The following is an 18,838-nucleotide window of genomic DNA, read 5'->3' as shown; positions in this document are numbered from 1 at the left end:
TCATATGAAAATCACAAAGGATTTATACCAAGGGTCATTGGCGCTATTGACCGATTTTTATCAATTAACCATGGCATATGGGTATTGGAAATCCGGAAAAGCCGAACAGGAAGCTGTTTTCAACCTATTTTTTCGAAAGCATCCTTTTCAAAGCGGTTTTACACTTGCTGCGGGATTGGAATATGTCATTGACTTTTGCAGAAATTTCCATTTTGATGAGGAGGATTTGGCTTTCCTTTTGGAAATGAAAAACAGTGATGGTTCTCCCACGTTTGAGCCTTCCTTTATTTCATATCTCAAGGAAATGGAATTCAAATGTAGCATTGAAGCTGTGAAAGAAGGCACGGTGGTTTTTCCCCATATCCCGATGGTAAAAGTGACAGGCCCTTTGATTCAATGTCAATTGTTGGAAACACCATTGTTGAACATTGTTAATTTCCAGACTTTGATCGCAACCAAAGCCGCAAGGATTTCATTTGCGGCGCAGGGAGATCCAGTAATGGAATTTGGTCTGAGAAGGGCGCAGGGAATAGATGGCGCATTAGCGGCAAGCCGTGCCTCTTATATCGGAGGCTGTGCTTCTACAAGCAATGTTTTGGCAGGAAAATTATTCGGAATCCCTGTATCGGGAACACATGCCCACAGTTGGATTATGTCTTTTGATTCAGAATTGGAAGCTTTCAAAGCCTATGCAGATGCATTTCCCGATAAATGTGTTTTTTTGGTGGATACTTATGATACCATCTCCGGAATCAAAAATGCAATTGAAGTTGGCAAATTCCTCAGAGAAAAAGGTAAGGAATGGGTAGGTGTCAGGATTGACTCAGGTGATTTGGCTTATTACAGCAATATCGCCCGTGAAATGATGGATGAAGCGGGATTTCCGGATGCCAAGGTTGTCGCTTCCAATGACCTTGATGAACATATTATTACTTCATTAAAAATTCAGGAAGCTTCTATTGATATTTGGGGAGTTGGGACAAAGTTGGTGACCGCTTTTGACCAACCTGCCCTTGGTGCGGTTTACAAACTTTCAGCCATCAAAACCAAAGAGGGGACTTGGGAACCTAAGGTGAAAGTCTCTCAGCAATCTATCAAAATCAATATTCCCGGAAATCATCAGGTGGTCCGTTTCAGTAAAAATGGAAAAGCAGTGGCTGACATGATCTATTTAAATTCCCAAAATCTGGACAGGGATGAATTTATTATCATTGATCCCATAGACCCAACCAAAAGAAAAAAAATCAAAGCTAAAGGATTGGATCAAGAGGTTTTGCTGAAGCCGATTTTTGAAAAAGGGAAGAAAGTTTATTCAATGCCTGACATCCATCAGGTGAAAGCAAATGCAGCAAGGAACCTGTCTCAGTTTGACAAGGCCTTGAAACGTCTGGTAAATCCCCATATTTATCCTGTAGGCCTTGAAGAAAGCCTTTACCAGCTCCGAAATGACTTGGTATTCAAAATGAAAAATTACGATGGAGAAGAAAATAATATTTAGCATTCCGGATTACAGGTACCTTCAGGAAGAAGTATTGCAACTTGGTGACTTTGAACGAGGAATAATAGAGGTCAGGTTATTTCCTGATGGCGAGCGATATCAGCGTATCATGACTCCGGTCAACGGAAAAGATGTTGTACTTATCGGTGGTACCATATCTGACTCGGATACACTTGAAATTTATGATTTAGCTTACGCACTTATCAAGTATGGTGCACGATCCATCCGATTGGTTTTTCCATATTTTGGATACAGTACCATGGAAAGGGCTGTAAAAATAGGGGAGGTGGTCACCGCAAAATCACGTGCAGTTATGTTTTCATCCTTGCCAAGAACAAGCCTTGGAAATCATTTCGTTTTCTTTGACTTACACTCAGAAGGAATCCCACATTATTTTGAAGGACAGGCATTGATCTACCATGTATATTGCAAGCCCATCATCATCAAAGCTGCATTGGAATTAGCAGAGGATGGATTTGTGATGGCTTGCACCGATGCAGGACGGGCCAAATGGGTCGAATCTTTGGCCAATGAAATGGGTGTGAATGCGGCATTTGTTTTCAAAAGAAGAATTTCCGGTGCTAAGACAGAGGTGACGAGTATCTCGGCCGATGTGGAAGGAAAAGATGTGGTCATCTATGATGATATGGTCAGGACCGGGGGTTCTTTGATCAGCGCTGCTAAAGCTTACAAATCTGCCGGTGCAAAAAAGATATTCACCATAACTACCCATGGCTTGTTTACCAATGAGGCATTGAAAAAAATCCAAGATTCAGGTGTGATCGAAAAAGTGGTATCTACCAACAGCCATCCCAACAGCTTTGCCTCAAAATCCGATTTTCTTCAAATCGAATCTGTCGCTTCTTTGATCCTTGAACAATTGATTTAAATTGTCTTACCAATAACTATTTCCAAATAATCATTTACCACAGACCAATGAAAGCACTTATTATCGTAGATGTCCAAAATGACTTTATTCCGGGAGGAGCTTTGGCTGTAAATGAAGGCGATCAAATTGTGCCGGTAATTAATGAACTTCAGCAAAAGTTTGATTTTATAGTAGCAACTCAGGATTGGCACCCAGCGGAGCATGGAAGCTTTTCCGCTAACCATTCTCAAAAGAGTGTTGGAGAATTTATTGATCTCAATGGTGTGAATCAGATTTTGTGGCCGGTTCATTGTGTCCAAGGGTCCAAAGGAGCAGAATTCCATCCTGATCTCAAGAATGATAAGTGGAAGGCAATATTTAAAAAGGGGACCCATCCAAAAGTTGATTCTTACAGCGGTTTTTTTGACAACAATAAACAGGGAGACACAGGGTTAAGTGCTTATTTAAAAGAAAATGATATTGACGAAGTTTTTGTCTGTGGTCTCGCCACTGATTATTGTGTAAAATTCACAGTTCTAGATGCGATTTCTGAAGGCTTTAAGACAACCCTGATTGCTGATGCAACCCGTGCAGTCAATATTAATGAAAATGACTACATACATGCCATTGAAGAAATGGCTCAAGGAGGAGCCAAAGTTGTTTTGGCAGAAGAGATTCTTTATTTCTCGTGATTAATAATACATTATCAAATTCATTACCCACATAATTTTGCAATTCAATAAATAACAAGATTCAATCATGAAACAGTATTTTAGGTTGCTTTCACTTACGGTTTTGGGTTTTTTATTGATATCAGTCAAAAGCTTTGGTCAAAATAACCGGGAAACAGAATTTAACAATATTGGTTGGTATGTCTTTTTTGGAAATTTCAAATTAGATGACAAGTGGAGCGTTCATGGGGAGTTCCAATGGCGAAGGACAGATTGGATTACGAATCCGCAGCAGAATCTATATAGGATAGGAGTAAATTACAAAATCCATTCCCAAGTGACTTTTAGGGTGGGATATGCATTTATCGACACCTTTAATTATGGGGATCAGCCTATCGCAGCCAATGGAATAAGATTTCCTGAAAACCGATTATATCAAATGGCAATAATCAATAATCCAATCGGGAAGTTTAATCTTACGCACAGGTTTATGCTTGAGCAACGTTGGGTTGGGAGAAGCCTAGATCCCAATGCTACCAAAGCTGATGAGTCTGTATTTCTAAAAAGATTCCGATATATGTTTCGGGGAGATATCCCACTTGCAGGACCGACTTTGGAGGATAAAGAACCTTATCTTGCCATTTATGATGAGATCATGATTGGTTTTGGAGAAAATGTCAACCAAAATATTTTTGACCAAAACCGATTGGGAATCCTTGGAGGTTATCGCTTTTCAGGATCTTTCAGGGTTGAAGGTGGCTACTTCAATCAGACCGTACAGTTTGGTCGTCTTGTAAATGGCAAAAATTACTTTCAAAATAATCAAGGGCTTATCATAAATTCATATTTCAACTTTTGATTTTTAGAACCTAAAGCAGGGAATGATTGTGCTCCGACGGTTTCGCTGATTTGGATCACCGTACAGGAATGAATATCTGATAGAAATTTCATGGGCACCTCCTGAGCTGCTCAACGCGAGTTTGGAAGTGGTAAAATCAAAACTGTAGCCGATGTCGAGTCCGCTTTCCAAAGTCATACCGATTAAACCGATGAAGGCTTCGTTATTTGGAAGGGAGTATTTGACCGGAAAACCGCGATACCAAACTCCGACAACTAAGGGTTGGATAAAAAATTGTGCCCCTATATCTAATTGATTGAAAGGATCTTGGTGCTTGTAATTGAAAGCCAGAAAGGCAGATCTTTCTTGTCTTGAATTACTGTAATAATTATTGATAAACCCTTCACCCAAATCAAATTTAATTCCACCATGTGCTGATAATTTCATGGGAAGTTTACTGACATTTCCATCTAAAAAGGAGGTATTGGGTTGGGTAAGGTGATGTCCTGAAATACCTACCCATGCTGTTTCTGTATGGAATAACATTCCAAAGTTAAAATCCATAAATTGATGTCTGTAATTATCCGAGAACAACTCGCCGCTAAAGTCATCTACAATTCCTCTGTTGATATCAAGCTGTGACCCAAAAACCAAATCACCAAAGTAAGCATCCCGAGAAATATAACTTGCCTGGCCTCCAAACCGCAAGAATGATTCGAATCCAAGCTGCAGCCTGTAAGAATATGTCAGCCCGATTTCATTGGTACTAAGCTTTGCCATACTCTCTCTGTTTCCATTGAAAATCAATCCAATGCCGCTATTTATATCAAACATATAATGGTCGATATAAGCTGAATACGAGTTGAATGAGTGATCCAATCCAGGCCATTGATTCCTGTAGTTGGCACCCACCCGTGTCAGTTCAGAAGCACCCGTAAAAGCAGGATTCAAAAACAGTGGTGCTGCATAAAACTGGGAAAATTGGACATCCTGAGCACTGGCTTCAAAAGTCAGAAAAAGGATTGAAATTAGGTAAAGTATCTTTTTCATATCAATCAGGACTTTTTAATGAAATATTGGCTTTGTTAACTGGCTTTATTATTTTAAAAAAGACAGTATTGAATTCTTCTGTCAGATTCTTTATCTCTACTTGTGAAAAAACAAAAACTCCGCGTTTGCTTAAAATTGCTAAATTTTGATATATCTGAATTGTTGAATTCAGGAAATTTGCAATAAGTAAAGATTCAATTGAGTAAAGTTTTTTCATGTAATACATACTTTGAATTCATCTCCAACTTAGAGTTTGAGCGGTTCGATTAATTTTAAAACAACCAGTACCGATTAGATTTTTCAAAGTGACTCTGTGGAGTACTTTTTGACTTGTGCTGATGCTAATCAGTGGGTTTTATTCCCAGATTTTTGCATGTTAAGTCTTAGAAAAGGTATTTCAATTTTTGATATAAAATTCTATGTATTTTATATATACATAAAGGAAATACTTTAAATCGGGTGATTTACAGTAATAAACAGAATTTTATAAGAAAAACAAAGGAATGACGGTAAAAAATATATTTGGGAAATAAGGGAAGAAAATGAATCTTCTGGATAAATCAGAGGAGAATTTCCTTTTCAAAAATTTTTAAATAATAATCCAAAAATTGATCCATTTTTTAAAAATAAAACCGCTAAACAGGAACAATACCGTCACCATTATTTCAGGACGACGGTATTGATGATTTGTTTTGTTTTAACTAGAGCACGAGTGTAAATACACCTGTCTGACTGCCTTTTTCTCCGTCTACAGCTTTGAAAATTATCTTGTAGACATAGTTGCCATTAGGACTCATGGTTCCATTTAATCTTCCATCCCAACCTGCATCTTCCTTACTGAATGCGGAATAAACCAATTCACCCCACTTATTGAAAATATGAAGTTCAAAATCCTCAATACCTCTCATTTTTGGCATGAAGGTGTCATTAAGACCATCATTATTTGGTGTAAAGGCGTTGGGAACAAGAATCCTGTAGGAGCCGAAAACTTCGATCTGCATCGTGGTTTCGGATACACATCCCAAAGCATCAAAAGTTTTTAAAGTAATGGTGTATTTTCCTACTTTGGTAAATGTATGAATTGGGTTTTGGTCATTGCTCTTTGTACCATCTCCAAAATCCCATTCCCAAGCAATTACCTGTCCAAGTGTGGCGTCATTGAACTGTACCGGTTCGTTGACCAAAATTTCACCTTGTTCACCAATTGAAATTACTGTGTAGGAGAATGATGCATCGGTAAATGCTACCGGCATAGTTACTTCTTTGGAAACTTCAACTAGGCATCCATTTCTATCTGTAACAATGGCAGTTATCTCACCGTCTTCATAGAAATTAATCTCTTCGACATTGGAAGATCCTGTATTCCATTCAATTCGGTAATCTGGTGTTCCTCCTTTAATATCCAACCAAGCCACACCTGTCAATTCACGGTTTTCGCAGTCCACATCAAATCTGGTAAACAATCTTACCTCAAGTAAATCAGGCTGTTTGATTTCAAAAATCTTGGTTTCAATACAGCCATTATCATCTGTAATACTTACAGTGTAGGTTCCCGCAGGAAGATTTGACCTGTTCAAAGTTTCGATAGGAGTGTCTGACCATTTGATCCTGTAAGGCTGAATACCTCCACGAACATCCAAATCGATAAATCCATTTTCATCCCCGAAGCAATCCAGCATTTCTGAATGGGTGCTTTCGATTTCGATGGGATCCGGTTCAGATACTACAAATGTTCCACCTGTCACGCAACCATTTCTATCAGTTATCAAGACACTGTAGGTATCAGGTTGAAGATTTCTAATGACCCGGCTGTTGGCACCATTGGACCATTTGTAGATGTATGGAGCAGCGCCACCAAAGACATTCAGAGTGATGACACCGTTATTGCTTCCGGCACATTGGCTGTTTTCTACGGTTTCTCTGAAGCTCAGCAACTCAGGTTCACGGATATTATATGTTCCTGTGACAATACAGCCCAATGCATCTTCTACTGTAACATTGTAGGTTCCTGCAGCGAGATTGGTAGCAGCCAACTGGCCTTCGACTCCATTGCTCCAATTGATCTTGTATGGAGCCTTTCCTCCTGTAATTCCAATTTCAATTAAACCGTCCATACCATTGAAGCAGGATACTGCTTTGATATTCAATAGGCTTATTCTCAGATTCAAAGGCTTTTCAATTTCTATGGTTTCTGAAACTGTACATCCTTTTGCGTCTGTTACGATTAAGGTATATGAGCCCGGCAATAGATCGGTTACAGTGGAAGTGGTTGCTCCATTAGACCAATTGTAAGAATAAGGCGCTAATCCACCTGTCACACTTGCAATTATTTCACCTCTTTCTCCATTCGTACATACAGCAAATTTGCCAACCAAATCAATTTCCATTGGAGATGTAGGCGGTGGAACAGTGAAATCTTCATTTACTGTACATCCTTTTGAATCAGTTACCGTCACTGAATAGATTCCTGGAGTAATTCCTACGAGGTTTTGGGTTGTAGCGCCATTTGACCATGCATAGGTATAAGGAGCAGTTCCTCCTGTTACGGTCAGGTTCAATTCTATCAATTGGTCAAACTCGCAAAGTTCGGTTGAAATTACTGATGAAACTGCCAAAACTGCCGAAGGCTCTGTGATGGTATAAGTTTCACTAGCAAGGCACGAGTTTTCATCTATTACAAAAACAGTGTATTCACCCGCCCTAAGTCCGGAGATTTCAGTACCTGACATACCATTACTCCATTGGATAGTATAGGCACCTGTTCCACCTGTTATATTGATTTTGATGCTGCCATCGGTTCCAAACTTACAGGAAACATTCTGAATCGATTCCATATTAACTACTATTGGAAGTGGTTCTTCTATTTCAAAAGTCTGATTTACAATACATCCTTGGCTATCCCTGACATTCACAGTATAGGTTCCGCCTGCTTTGTTATTAATGGCTCTTGTTGTCTCTCCGGATGACCATTGGTAAGTATATGGACCTGTGCCTCCGGATACGATAAGGTCAATATTTCCATTGTTTTCTCCTGCGCATCGCACATGGGAGATGATTGGCTGAATAGTCAATGGTTCAGCAGGCTGTGTGATGGTATATTCCCGAATTGATTCACAGCCAAAAGGATCTCTCACAGTGGCCACATAAATTCCTTCTGGTAGGTTATTGATTACATTTCCTGTTCCGACAGTTGCTCCAGTTACTTTATTTGTCCAAGAGACAGTGAAGCTGCCGTTTCCACCACTGATATTTAAGGAAATACTTCCGTCACTTCCTCCAAAACAGCTTACATTTTTGATGGTCTCAACGACCAGAATCGGGGCAGGCTGGGTAATAATTACATTACTTCTAACTATACAACCGTTGGCATCAGTGATGACTACTTCATAGTTTCCTGGAGCTAATCCTGTTCTGGAAGTTTGGGTATTTCCATCTGACCACCTTACAGTATATGGAGCAGTACCGCCTGAGAATACCGCCTCAGCAGTTCCATTATTTTGGTTAAAACAGCTGACATTTGCCTTATTGACAGTAAGGGTAAGTGGAGTAGGCTGATTGATGGTTATTTGTGTGGTTGGTGAAGCACAGCCATTTGCATCCAATATATAGACATTGTATGTATTTGGTCTAAGTCCGTTTGCAGTAAGTCCCGGATATTGGATACCATCAATTACCAAGGTATATCCAGGCTTTCCGCCGGAACCTACTACGGTGATCGAACCATTTTGTGATCCAAAGCAAGTGATGTCTGTAAAAGATGAAGTGAATGTTACAGGAGTAGTATCTCCGATCACAAAATCCATAGTGGCTTCGCAATTATTTTCGTCCAAAACCACTAATGTATAACTTCCGGCAGGAACTCCCGACAAATCCTGATTGGTACCCACAACTATATTTGAAGCATCAAGCCATCTGTATGTGTAGCTTCCTGTTCCTCCAGTTACTGAAACTTTGATTTCACCATCTGAGGAACCAAAGCAGCTTATATCAATGATTTCGTCTTGGAATATCTCGATCGGAGTGGTGTCAGCAATTGTTACAACATCTGACCATTCACAACCCTTGGCATCAATTACCCTGAGGTTATATGTCCCAGGAGCCAAATCTGTAAAGCTGATTTCGCCACTTGGGTCTACGGTATGTTCTACTCCATTGAGATAAGCCAAATATGATCCATTGCCTCCTGATATTTTTAGATTGATATCTGAAAGATCTCCAAAGCAAAGCACTTCATCAAGATTATCTACAATGACACTCAGCGGTAGTGCAGGCTGATCAATGATGACCTGAATGACCTCAGACTTACAGGTGCCATTTATAGTAAATGCATTGTAAGTTCCTGCTGTAAGACCAGTGACGGTATTGCCTGAAATCTCAACCCCATTGAAGAAAATTCTATATGTGGCAAAGTTGCCACCTGAAGGGGTAAAGACAACAGTTCCGTCACTTCCTCCAAAACAGGAGACATCCGTAGTAACAGCGTTCAGAACAACTTTTGTAGGTTCTTCAATTTGAATCGTCTCTATTACGTCAGCACAGCCTCCATCGGACACGGTATAGGTGTAGAATCCGGCTACCAATCCTGTCAATGTAGTTTGGTTGTCAGAACCAGGGACAGGTGCGAAAGTGGTATTGTCTATTGAATAAGTCCAAGAAACCGCATATGGTTTGGTTCCTCCTGTTATTTGTAGATTAATCTCTGAAGTTCCTCCGAAGCAAAGGATGTCTTGATAGCTCGCAGATGCAAGAAGAGGAAGTGGTTGTGCTAAGGTTTTTGGTGGAATGGCAACAGAACAGCCATTGGCATCCACAGCTGTGAAAGTGTAAGCAACCAATGCCTCCAGATTATTGAAAACCACCACTTGATTTTCATTTGCAGAATAATCAACTCCTTGGAAAGTGATTGTATAAGGAGCCGTTCCACCGGTCAATGAAAGTGAAATGCTGCCATCGCCAGACTCAAAACAGCTCAGGTCAGAAGATGTGTAATCTAAAATACTTAGAGGAGCTGCAGGCTGGGCAATATTAATATTGACATCTGCCGAAACACAACCTTTCACATTGTCTATAGCATAAACCAAATAATTTCCTGCTTTGGCCATGAATGTGTTTCCAAAAATCTGGCTTCCATTCACAAAGTAGGTGAAATTGGTGGAAGATCCGGAAGCAGCTTGAAGAGTAACCAAAGCAGATTCACCGTAGCAAAGTATCGAATCGGCTGTATAAGTTACCGTCACCTGGCTTCCGTCTGGAATAATGACGGTGTTGGAAACTACTATACAGCCATTTGCTTCTTGTACAGAATACCTGTATTGTCCTGCAACTGCATTGCTCAATCTTTTACTAGTTTCAGGTAAGGTTTCCCAAGTACTGGTTCCTGTATTGAATTTTTCCCACACAAAGGAGTAAGGCTCTGTACCTCCAACAGGAGTCAATTCAATAAAGGTTGAACCTCCAAAGCAAAGTATGGTTCCTGAATCTGCAGTGACTGTGAATAAACTTGGCTGAGTTATGGACACCAGTTCAGTTACCTGACAAACATTGTTGATGTCCCAAACTTCCAAAGTATAATTTCCAGCGCTCAAACTTGCAAAAGAATAAACCGTATTTTGGTTAAGGTTTGTCAAAGTTTGGACAGGTCCGGAAACGGGAGTCAATGTTGCTCTGTAAACAGGTCTTCCTCCGAGAATTTCAAATTCAATGGATCCTGTATTTGATCCAAAGCAATTGGCATTATCTATGACCAAATTGGTGATCTCCAAAGGCCTATCAGGTTGCCCGATTACTACCAACTCTGGATCTGACTCACAACCAAAGTTATCAACCAGTGTAATTTGATAATTTCCAGGAGCCACATTAAAGAAGGACGTCTGAACACCCTGACTCGCTCCATTGATAAATACTGTAAATGTCCTACCACCCTGAACAACTGGACTTAATATTTCAATGATTCCGTCATTTGCTCCAAAACAGCTTACATCTTGGGAGCTTGTATTGAAATCAGGTTTGACAGGCGAAATAATGGTAAAGGTCCCTGTATTATCAGGACAGCCTGTATCTCCAATAGTCCAAACATAATCTCCGGCAGGCAACTCATCAAAATCAAATGAACCAGAATCTTGGTTGTTATATATTTTTGAGTAACCGTTGATTGAGGTGACAGATAATGTTTTTCCAGGTAATCCGCCGGCGAATGTTAAATTGAATGAACCAAAATCCCCGAAGCAGATTGGTTGGATAACAGACTGGGAGATCAAGATTTCGTCAGGTTGTTCTATAATATAATCGGGAGAATCAATCATACAGCCTCCTGCATAGGTAATTTCCATGAAGTAAGTACCTGCAATCAGTGAACTTAAGGTAGCTTCAGTAATTGGTATTTTTCCACCTATTAGGTCTCTTCTGTACCATTGGACTGTGATTCCAGTTGTATTACCGGATACTACAAACCTGATTACTCCATCGTTTCCACCAAAACAGGTAACATCCTTTTCTACCTCTACATCAAATACAGGCGGATTTGGTTCATTAATGGTAATAGTTGAAAAATCCTCGCAACCTGCAGCATCTGTAACCTTGACATTATAAGTACCTATTGACAAACCTGAAAGTATTGAATTTGTAATAGTCTGCCAGATTCCACCTAGTTCAATGGAGTAGGTGTAAGAAGGAACTCCACCGAAAGCGGATAAGAATAATATCCCTGATTCTCCGGGACAGCTTGCATCTTGCGGATTTGTGAAAAGTTGCAATGGATTTTTTGGACCTGGAACGTTGTAGGTCTGGGTAACCATACATGCTCCTGCCAAGCTATACTCAACCATGTAGAAGCCTGGTTTCAAACCGGTAACGGTTGTGGTATTTTCTGCTATTTGAGTATTGGTGCTTAAGTCTATCCACCTGTTATAACTTAACCCGGGAACCCATCCCACATAGGCAACTTCTATAGATCCATCAGTATATGCACAAGTAGGTGCGCTGATGTTTATAAGATTGATTTCTAAAGGATCTGGCTGGGTAATTTCGATGTTTTCAAGTCTGAAAGTACAGCCATTTGCGTCCCTCACTGTAACTGAATAAAATCCTGCCGCCAGATTATTTGGGTTTTGATTGATAAAACCATGATCCCATGCAAAGAAATAGACACCTGTTCCTCCTGTTACATTGATGGATATTCTTCCATCATTTCTTCCAAAGCAGGATACTTCATCTTTACTTACAAGTGATACCAACAATGGATCAGGGGCATTGACAGTTACTTCCAATTCACTGGAGCAGGAATTGGCATCTGTGACGATCACTTTATAAGTACCTTCTCCGATATTGGATAAAGTTTGTGTGGTACCTGAAATAGGTGTAAATATTCCGGGCGTTGTTTCTTTTTCCCATCTTATAACATATGCCGGATTTCCTCCACCGATCTGGATTTCAATTCTTCCATCAGTTGAGTCATGACATTTTGGATCGACGACATTTAGCAAGCTGACGACAATGCCACTTGCAGGCTGGCTAACCGAGATGTCCGTCAATTCTTTGAAACAGCCATTGGCATCTGTTACAGTTACATTATATAGGCCTGCTGGGATCGCACTGATGTCTTGAGATGTGGATGTAAATCCTGAAGGCCCTGTCCATGCATAGGTATAGGCACCTGTTCCTCCGGATACTGAAATATTTATCCCGCCACTGCTTTCACCAAAGCAAAGGATGTTTAAAATCCCATCCAGTTCTAGATCCAATTCCGGAGTAGGAGGGATGGTAAACGTTTCTTGGACAAAACATGAGTTATTTCCGAGATCAAAAACCTTCACGGTATATTGGCCCGGAGCCACATTGGTCAAATTTTGATCAGTTGAAATAATGTTTGAAAAATTACCTGCTTCAAACCAATTCACACCAAGATTGCCTGTTCCCCCTGCAATGTCAATGGAAATTCCTCCGTTATTTTGACCAAAACAAACCTCAGGGGTAATTACCACATTGCTGATGGTGATTTCCGGCAGTGAGGTGACATCAAAATTCAAATTAGGAACCACACAGCCATTAGCATCCCTGATTTCAATAAAGTTATTGGTGGATGCACCCAATCCGCCGATTGTGATCCCGCCGATTGAAGTGGTGGAAAAGGCTCCACCATTGAGTGCATATGAATATGGTAAAGTTCCTCCAGATACAGTGAAACTTACTGTGCCGGTCAATTCTCCAAAACAGGCTACATCTACCACCACAGGTGGCGTAACCGCAAGAGGAAGTGGTTCGATCACTGTATATTCTTTGGAAACAGAGCATCCGTTTTGGTCAGTGACTATTAACTTATAGATGCCACCTGTTAAGTTAAAAATATCAAGGTTTGTTTGGCCAAGTAAGTCTTCAAAAGTCCCTAAAATTGCTTTTTGCCATTGGTAGGTCAATGTTCCTGTACCACCATTGGCAGTGAGTCCGGTTATAGATCCGTTTCCATCTCCTGCACAAAGTAGGTTATTGATAACCAGGTTATTTTCATTGATTGCAATTCCGGCTGGGTTTACAACATCCACAAATTCTGTGATATTACAATTGAGGCCGTAAGAAACAACTACCTCATATTGACCTGCAGGTAAGTCTGTAAAAGTTACATCAGTACCGCTTTTGGTTTCTCCGTTTGCGGTGACAGTAAAAGACAAGACATTATCTGCGATTTCAACTCTGATACTGCCATCATTTCCTCCAAAACAAATTGGATTAACGGGTGTGTAAGTAACCACCGGTGCGTCAGGAACAGGAACAACAACACTGAATTCTACTTCACAACCCTTGTTGTCTCTAACTTTAACAGTATTTGCTCCGGCTGGAAGATTAAATGCAGTAGCAGTAGTTTCACCATTACTCCATAAATAAGTATAGCTACCCCATCCACCAGCGATATTAAATACACGGGCAGAGCCGTCATTTGATCCGGCGCAGGCCAAACCGTTTAGAAGTTCTATTTCGCCAGTGATTGGGGCAGGAGGTCCGGCGATTGTTACATTAAGGTCAATAAAACAGCCTTCTTTATCTGAAACCCTAACAGTATAACTACCCGGTGCTAATCCTGTAACAGTTCTTGTTGTCTTCCCATTGCTCCAAAGGTATTTATACCCGCCCCATCCACCTGATCGGTTTACTGTAGCCGAACCGTTGTTTTGACCAAAACAGGTTTCAGTATTGGTTGTAACCGATGCTGATAAAGCGGAAGGAGGAGCAGGGACATTTACTGTATAATTGAGAGTACATTCAGGATAATTTACTCCTCCATGCTTTACAGTAATAGTATGGACACCGGGTCCAAAACCAGTAAAAGTCTTTGTTCCGGTAGTTGCGCCAATAGAAATGCTTTCCTCATTTACGGCAACTGTTCCATTCGGACGGGTGATCGTAACGAGAGCATTTGCAGGAGGAAACGTAAATCCCATAAATAACCTCGTGATGTCTATTTTGATAGTCCCGTCGGTTCCACCAAAACAAGTGACTCCTTCTGCAGTAGGCACTGCAGCCAAAAGTGTCTCATTTCCAATATTGAAGACCAATTCTTCAGGACAATCCTCTAAACGATATTGATCTATAATCTCAAGAACATAATCACCTTGGGCTAATTGATCATAATATATTTGGCCTCCCGGGGCAGGAAGCCAACCGGTGACATAGGTTCCGTCTGACCTTCTTATTCTAAATTGAACAGTTCCTACAAATCCGGAGGCATCAAAAGTGATTCCACCGTTTTCGATACAAGTTTCAGGAAATGTACCTACCCCTGCACCCGGTGTCAAAACAAGAGGCTCGATTTCTTCAATTTCAATTTCAGTCAATTCCTTACAACCGGTAGCGTCGATTACCTCCACCAAATATTTACCGGCAGGAACTCCGCTTAGGTCCAAATTCCTTCCGCTGATGACATTGGTTTGAACAATTGTATTTGTTTCGTCATAAAAGTTGATAGTGAATGGAGGAATACCATTTTCAATGGTTCCATAGACGATACCAAATGATTCACCTGCGCAGGCTTGACTTTCGTCATATAATATATTGAGTATGAAATTTGTACTTCCTTTGAAATTAATGACTTCCGAGTAGGTGTTGCCCACATTATCGGTTACCGTTAGGGTATAGTCACCGGCTTTGGCTTGCTCAATGGTGCTGAATTGAGTTTCGTTTAATCCTGCATCTGTTTGGATAATTTCCCCACCAAAACTCCAGACATAAGTGTAGGGAGCGACACCATTTCGAACACGGATTTCTGCCTTTTTTTCACATTCTGAAAAAACAAAGACATCCCGGATAATTGGGGCTGCTAAACTTTCGTTGATCTGAACAAATGTGGTCAGAAAATAGACAACCCATAAAAATGTAACAGAGTAAAGTTTTCTCATAAAAGATCTACTTTGAATTCATCTCCCATTTAGGGTTTGAGCGTTTTAATTAATTTTTAATCAATCTGTCCCAATTGTGTATTTCAAAGTGACTCTTTAGAGTACTTATTTGACCTACTGGCATTTTTTTCAGTGAATTTTATTCTCTGATTTTTGCAGAATAAGTCTTAGAAAAGGTATTTCATTTTTTGATATAAAATTCTATGTATTTTATATATACATAAAGGAAATACTTTAAATCGGGTGATTTAGAGTAATAAATAGAATATTATAATAAAATCAAAGAAATGGTAATAAAAATTGAAACAAGCGAATCAGAGTATTATACTAATATTTTGCCTATTCGGAAGGGAAAAAAATGGTTTTAGAACATTCCAAAAAACAGTCTCTAAACTGAAATATCTTTCTTCAAAAACAGGGAAATAAAGCAAAAAAAAAGCCGGCCAGAATTCTGGACGGCGGTTTGAACTGTATATTTTGTTATTGAAAATTATAAAAGAGGATTCTATACCAAATCTTTGACCTCGATCTGCTTTCCCCGAAAATCAGCGCTTTGGCCTTTTTTCAAATCCCACAGTGCTGAAATTAATGGAGAATCTCTGGAAACCAACTGGTATTCTACACCTTCCAAAACAACTTTTCCCATAGGAATAGAAACCCAAATATTTCCCATCGGAACTTGGATCAAGGCTCCTTCATCCACTTTTTCCATTTCTTTTACAGGGACAGCGTTCAACTGGGCCAACATTACCCTTGATGAAGCAAGTCTTTTCTCCAAAATATCCCTTGTCTGATGCAACATTTCCTGATGGGTCTCGAATTTATCTCCTGCAGAACTTTTTTCTTCGACCTCGGAAGATTCCTGCAATTCAGTAAGCTGACGTTGGATGTCTTTAATCTGATCTCTTAGCATTTCTTGGGCTTTGGCCAATAACGCTGATTTGGTGGTAGAATTCATGGGTGCAAATTAAATTGAAAAAAGGGAGAAAAAGGAATTTAGACCTTCTAAAGAATCTTTTTTCTTGGCCTATTTTAGAATGAAGACATTTCCAAAACCCAGGAATAGTTCTTTTTGTCTATATATTCCTACATTTTAAAAAGTAGGATTTCAAAAATGAAACTCCCAATCCAATTTTTTACCTCCGGCCAACCAAAGTAAAAGGAAGCATAAACAGGTTTCTGATAAAGGAAAAAGAAAGGTCTATTGCAAATCCCAACAACCTGAATGGTAATAATAATAACCAAATAAGGGGATAGAGGATTAAGGCGATGATTGCAATCGGCCAACATAGAATAAAAAGGATGCACCAAAGAAGGAAACTGATCATAGTTATAGTGTTTAAAGTTGTAGCTGCAATCATTATACCAATCAAAATTTGTTGCCATTCTGATAAATCAGACTAATTTTAAATTTTAACATGTATTGAAACTGTACACTTTTCGAACAGTTGATCTCATGAAGGATCGATCTTTTTGCTCAATTTTCTATTTCTGATGAAAGGTGTCTGAAACAAAACCCAAAACCTCAGGAAGGGAGGTTCTCCAATAAGTCCATGTATGACCACCGTCCCTAATCCTGAATTCATGAGGAATTTCTTTCTTCCTCAAAGCAATATGTACAAGGCTGTTGCCCTCATATAAAAAATCATCATCTCCGCAGTCAAAATACCATTTGACGGTTTTCATTTTTTCTGCATCATTAAGGGTTATTTGTTGGAGTGCGTTGTGTCTGTCATAGTAAGGTCGAAGGTCAGATTCATTTTTAACGACTACTTTATTGGTTTCGAGACTTTTTTGGAATTCTTCAAATGTGGTATTTCTAAGCGATGCACTCAGTGGGCAGGCCGAAGAGAAAAGTTCCGGTCGGTGCATGGCATAGAAGAAAGTGCCACCGCCTCCCATTGACAAACCTGCAATGGCACGATATCTTTTTTCGGTCTTAATCCTGAATTTCTTTTCCACTTCAGGAATCAATTCTTCAAAAAAGAAATCTTCATATCTCCATTCGTTGTTTACATCATTGAAATACCCTCTTTTTCCGGTATTGGCATCCGGCATAATGATAATCATGGCTGTGGCTTTTCCTTCTTGGATAGCTTTGTCAGCTATATGTTGCACTTCTCCAAACTGTACCCAGCCCGTCTGATCATCTCCTCCACCATGAAGCAGATATAGTACAGGATAGGATCGTTGGGAAGTTTCATAACCCGCAGGAAGGTAAACAGCATATTTCCTTTCCATGTTGAGGATTTTACTAGAAATGGTAAGCTCATCAAATATTTTGCTTTCTTGAGCAAAAGTGGAAAGGACTAGAGGCATCAATATCAGAGAAAGCAGTATTTTTTTCATAGCGATTTGGGATTTATTGTTTCTCAAAAATCAAGATCGGACCAATAAGTCTTTCCTTTATTTTTAATACAAAATATTAATATATACTTTTTTGTCCAACGATTACACTGTTTTCGGTTCCTGAAGTAATCCTATGGTCAATATCTGTTTTTGAACTTTGGACGAATCGCTTATCTTGTTTACAAAAATCCAAGCAATGAAAAGAAGAGAATTTTTAATGTCAACATCTGTGGCTACAGCAGCCCTTGTCAGCTCACCGTTTTCAACATTATTGGCACAACAAGAAGGTTTAAGGAAATTCAGAATTGCTCTTAATCCGGGGATTATTGGGGTCAAGGCCAATTTTGCCCAAACTTTGGATTACGCCATCAAATATCAATATGAAGCTATCAGTCCTTTTACTCAAGAAATAATGGAAAACTACACTGATGGTCAGCTAAATGAAATTCTTGCTAAAATGAAGGAATACGGAATAACTTATGATTCTACGAATATTCCTGTGGAGTTTCGCCGTGACAACAGCAGATTCAACGATGATTTCAAAGGATTGAGAAAGTTTTGCCAGACGATGGAAAAGCAGGGTGCATCCCTAATGAATACCTGGATCATTTCTTCACATAATGAACTGACATACAATGAAAACATGAAACAGCACGCTTATCGGCTAGGTGAATGTGCCAAGGTAATGAAAGATCATGGGATCCGTTTTGGATTGGAATACCTTGGAATGAGGACAATGATGACCCAAAACCGCTATCCCTTTATAGGCAGTATGAAGGAAGGAAAGGAATTGATCAATGAAATCGGTGAAAGTAATGTTGGATTTGTATTGGACACCTTCCATTGGTATTGTGCAAACGACACTTTGGATGATATCAGGACGCTTCAGCCTGAAGACGTTGTGGTGGTCGATCTGAATGATGCAAGGTTGGGATTTACCAGGGAAACTCAATGGGATGGGAAAAGAGAACTTCCTATGGCCACAGGAGTGATCAATACCAAGGATTTTCTTCAGGGCATTATTGATATCGGTTATGAAGGTCCTGTGAGGGCTGAACCTTTCAATCAGAATCTAAATGACATGGAAAATGAGGATGCGCTTAGAGCCAATATGGATGCGATCAAGAAAGCTTTGGCAACTGTAGGTTTAGATTAAAAATAAAGAGGCAAATTTATTTT

The 18,838-nt window shown here is 39.7% G+C and carries 10 protein-coding genes; 5 read left to right on the top strand and 5 right to left on the bottom strand.

Going from position 1 to position 18,838, the window contains the following annotated elements; all coding sequences use genetic code 11:
• Window positions 1-4 precede the first annotated feature (4 nt).
• From NK987_RS00785 to NK987_RS00770, 4 genes are all read left to right on the top strand, one after another.
• A complete protein-coding gene (locus NK987_RS00785; RefSeq protein ID WP_259262326.1) occupies window positions 5-1,498 on the top strand; it encodes a nicotinate phosphoribosyltransferase in 1,494 nt (497 codons plus the stop codon).
• Window positions 1,476-2,387, top strand: a complete 912-nt coding sequence (gene prs, locus NK987_RS00780; protein WP_259262325.1) for a ribose-phosphate diphosphokinase — start codon at window positions 1,476-1,478, stop codon at window positions 2,385-2,387. The genes NK987_RS00785 and prs overlap by 23 nt, the downstream gene beginning before the upstream one ends.
• Window positions 2,388-2,434: 47 nt before the next feature.
• On the top strand, window positions 2,435-3,058 hold the full coding sequence (pncA, locus tag NK987_RS00775; RefSeq protein ID WP_259262324.1) for a bifunctional nicotinamidase/pyrazinamidase: 624 nt from the start codon (window positions 2,435-2,437) through the stop codon (window positions 3,056-3,058).
• A 67-nt stretch (window positions 3,059-3,125) separates the two neighbouring features.
• On the top strand, window positions 3,126-3,896 hold the full coding sequence (locus NK987_RS00770) for a DUF2490 domain-containing protein (protein WP_259262323.1): 771 nt from the start codon (window positions 3,126-3,128) through the stop codon (window positions 3,894-3,896).
• A 3-nt stretch (window positions 3,897-3,899) separates the two neighbouring features.
• Here NK987_RS00770 and NK987_RS00765 read toward each other — a convergent pair whose 3' ends face one another.
• From NK987_RS00765 to NK987_RS00745, 5 genes are all read right to left on the bottom strand, one after another.
• The gene (locus tag NK987_RS00765) at window positions 3,900-4,925 is read right to left on the bottom strand and encodes a PorP/SprF family type IX secretion system membrane protein (protein ID WP_258424556.1); all 1,026 of its coding nucleotides are present in this window, start codon (window positions 4,923-4,925) and stop codon (window positions 3,900-3,902) included.
• A gap of 1 nt (window position 4,926) precedes the next feature.
• A complete protein-coding gene (locus NK987_RS00760; protein ID WP_259262322.1) occupies window positions 4,927-5,142 on the bottom strand; it encodes a hypothetical protein in 216 nt (71 codons plus the stop codon).
• A 484-nt stretch (window positions 5,143-5,626) separates the two neighbouring features.
• Window positions 5,627-15,310 carry a T9SS type B sorting domain-containing protein gene (locus NK987_RS00755; protein ID WP_259262321.1) on the bottom strand — a complete coding sequence of 3,228 codons (9,684 nt, stop codon included), beginning with the start codon at window positions 15,308-15,310 and terminating at the stop codon, window positions 5,627-5,629.
• A gap of 505 nt (window positions 15,311-15,815) precedes the next feature.
• Entirely contained in the window at window positions 15,816-16,268 is a 453-nt protein-coding gene (locus NK987_RS00750; protein ID WP_259262320.1) for a hypothetical protein, read from the bottom strand.
• Between the two features lie 527 nt (window positions 16,269-16,795).
• Complete coding sequence (locus NK987_RS00745; RefSeq protein ID WP_259262319.1) at window positions 16,796-17,659, bottom strand: alpha/beta hydrolase; 864 nt, start codon at window positions 17,657-17,659, stop codon at window positions 16,796-16,798.
• A 196-nt stretch (window positions 17,660-17,855) separates the two neighbouring features.
• On the opposite strand from NK987_RS00745, the gene NK987_RS00740 reads away from it, so the two are divergent.
• Entirely contained in the window at window positions 17,856-18,815 is a 960-nt protein-coding gene (locus tag NK987_RS00740) for a sugar phosphate isomerase/epimerase family protein (RefSeq protein ID WP_259262318.1), read from the top strand.
• Window positions 18,816-18,838 lie beyond the last annotated feature (23 nt).

The sequence above is a fragment of the Aquiflexum gelatinilyticum genome (genome assembly GCF_024813435.1).
Taxonomy (GTDB): domain Bacteria; phylum Bacteroidota; class Bacteroidia; order Cytophagales; family Cyclobacteriaceae; genus Cognataquiflexum; species Cognataquiflexum gelatinilyticum.
The sequence above is the reverse complement of the archived record's forward strand: the minus strand, read 5'-3'. Positions and strand labels throughout refer to the sequence as shown.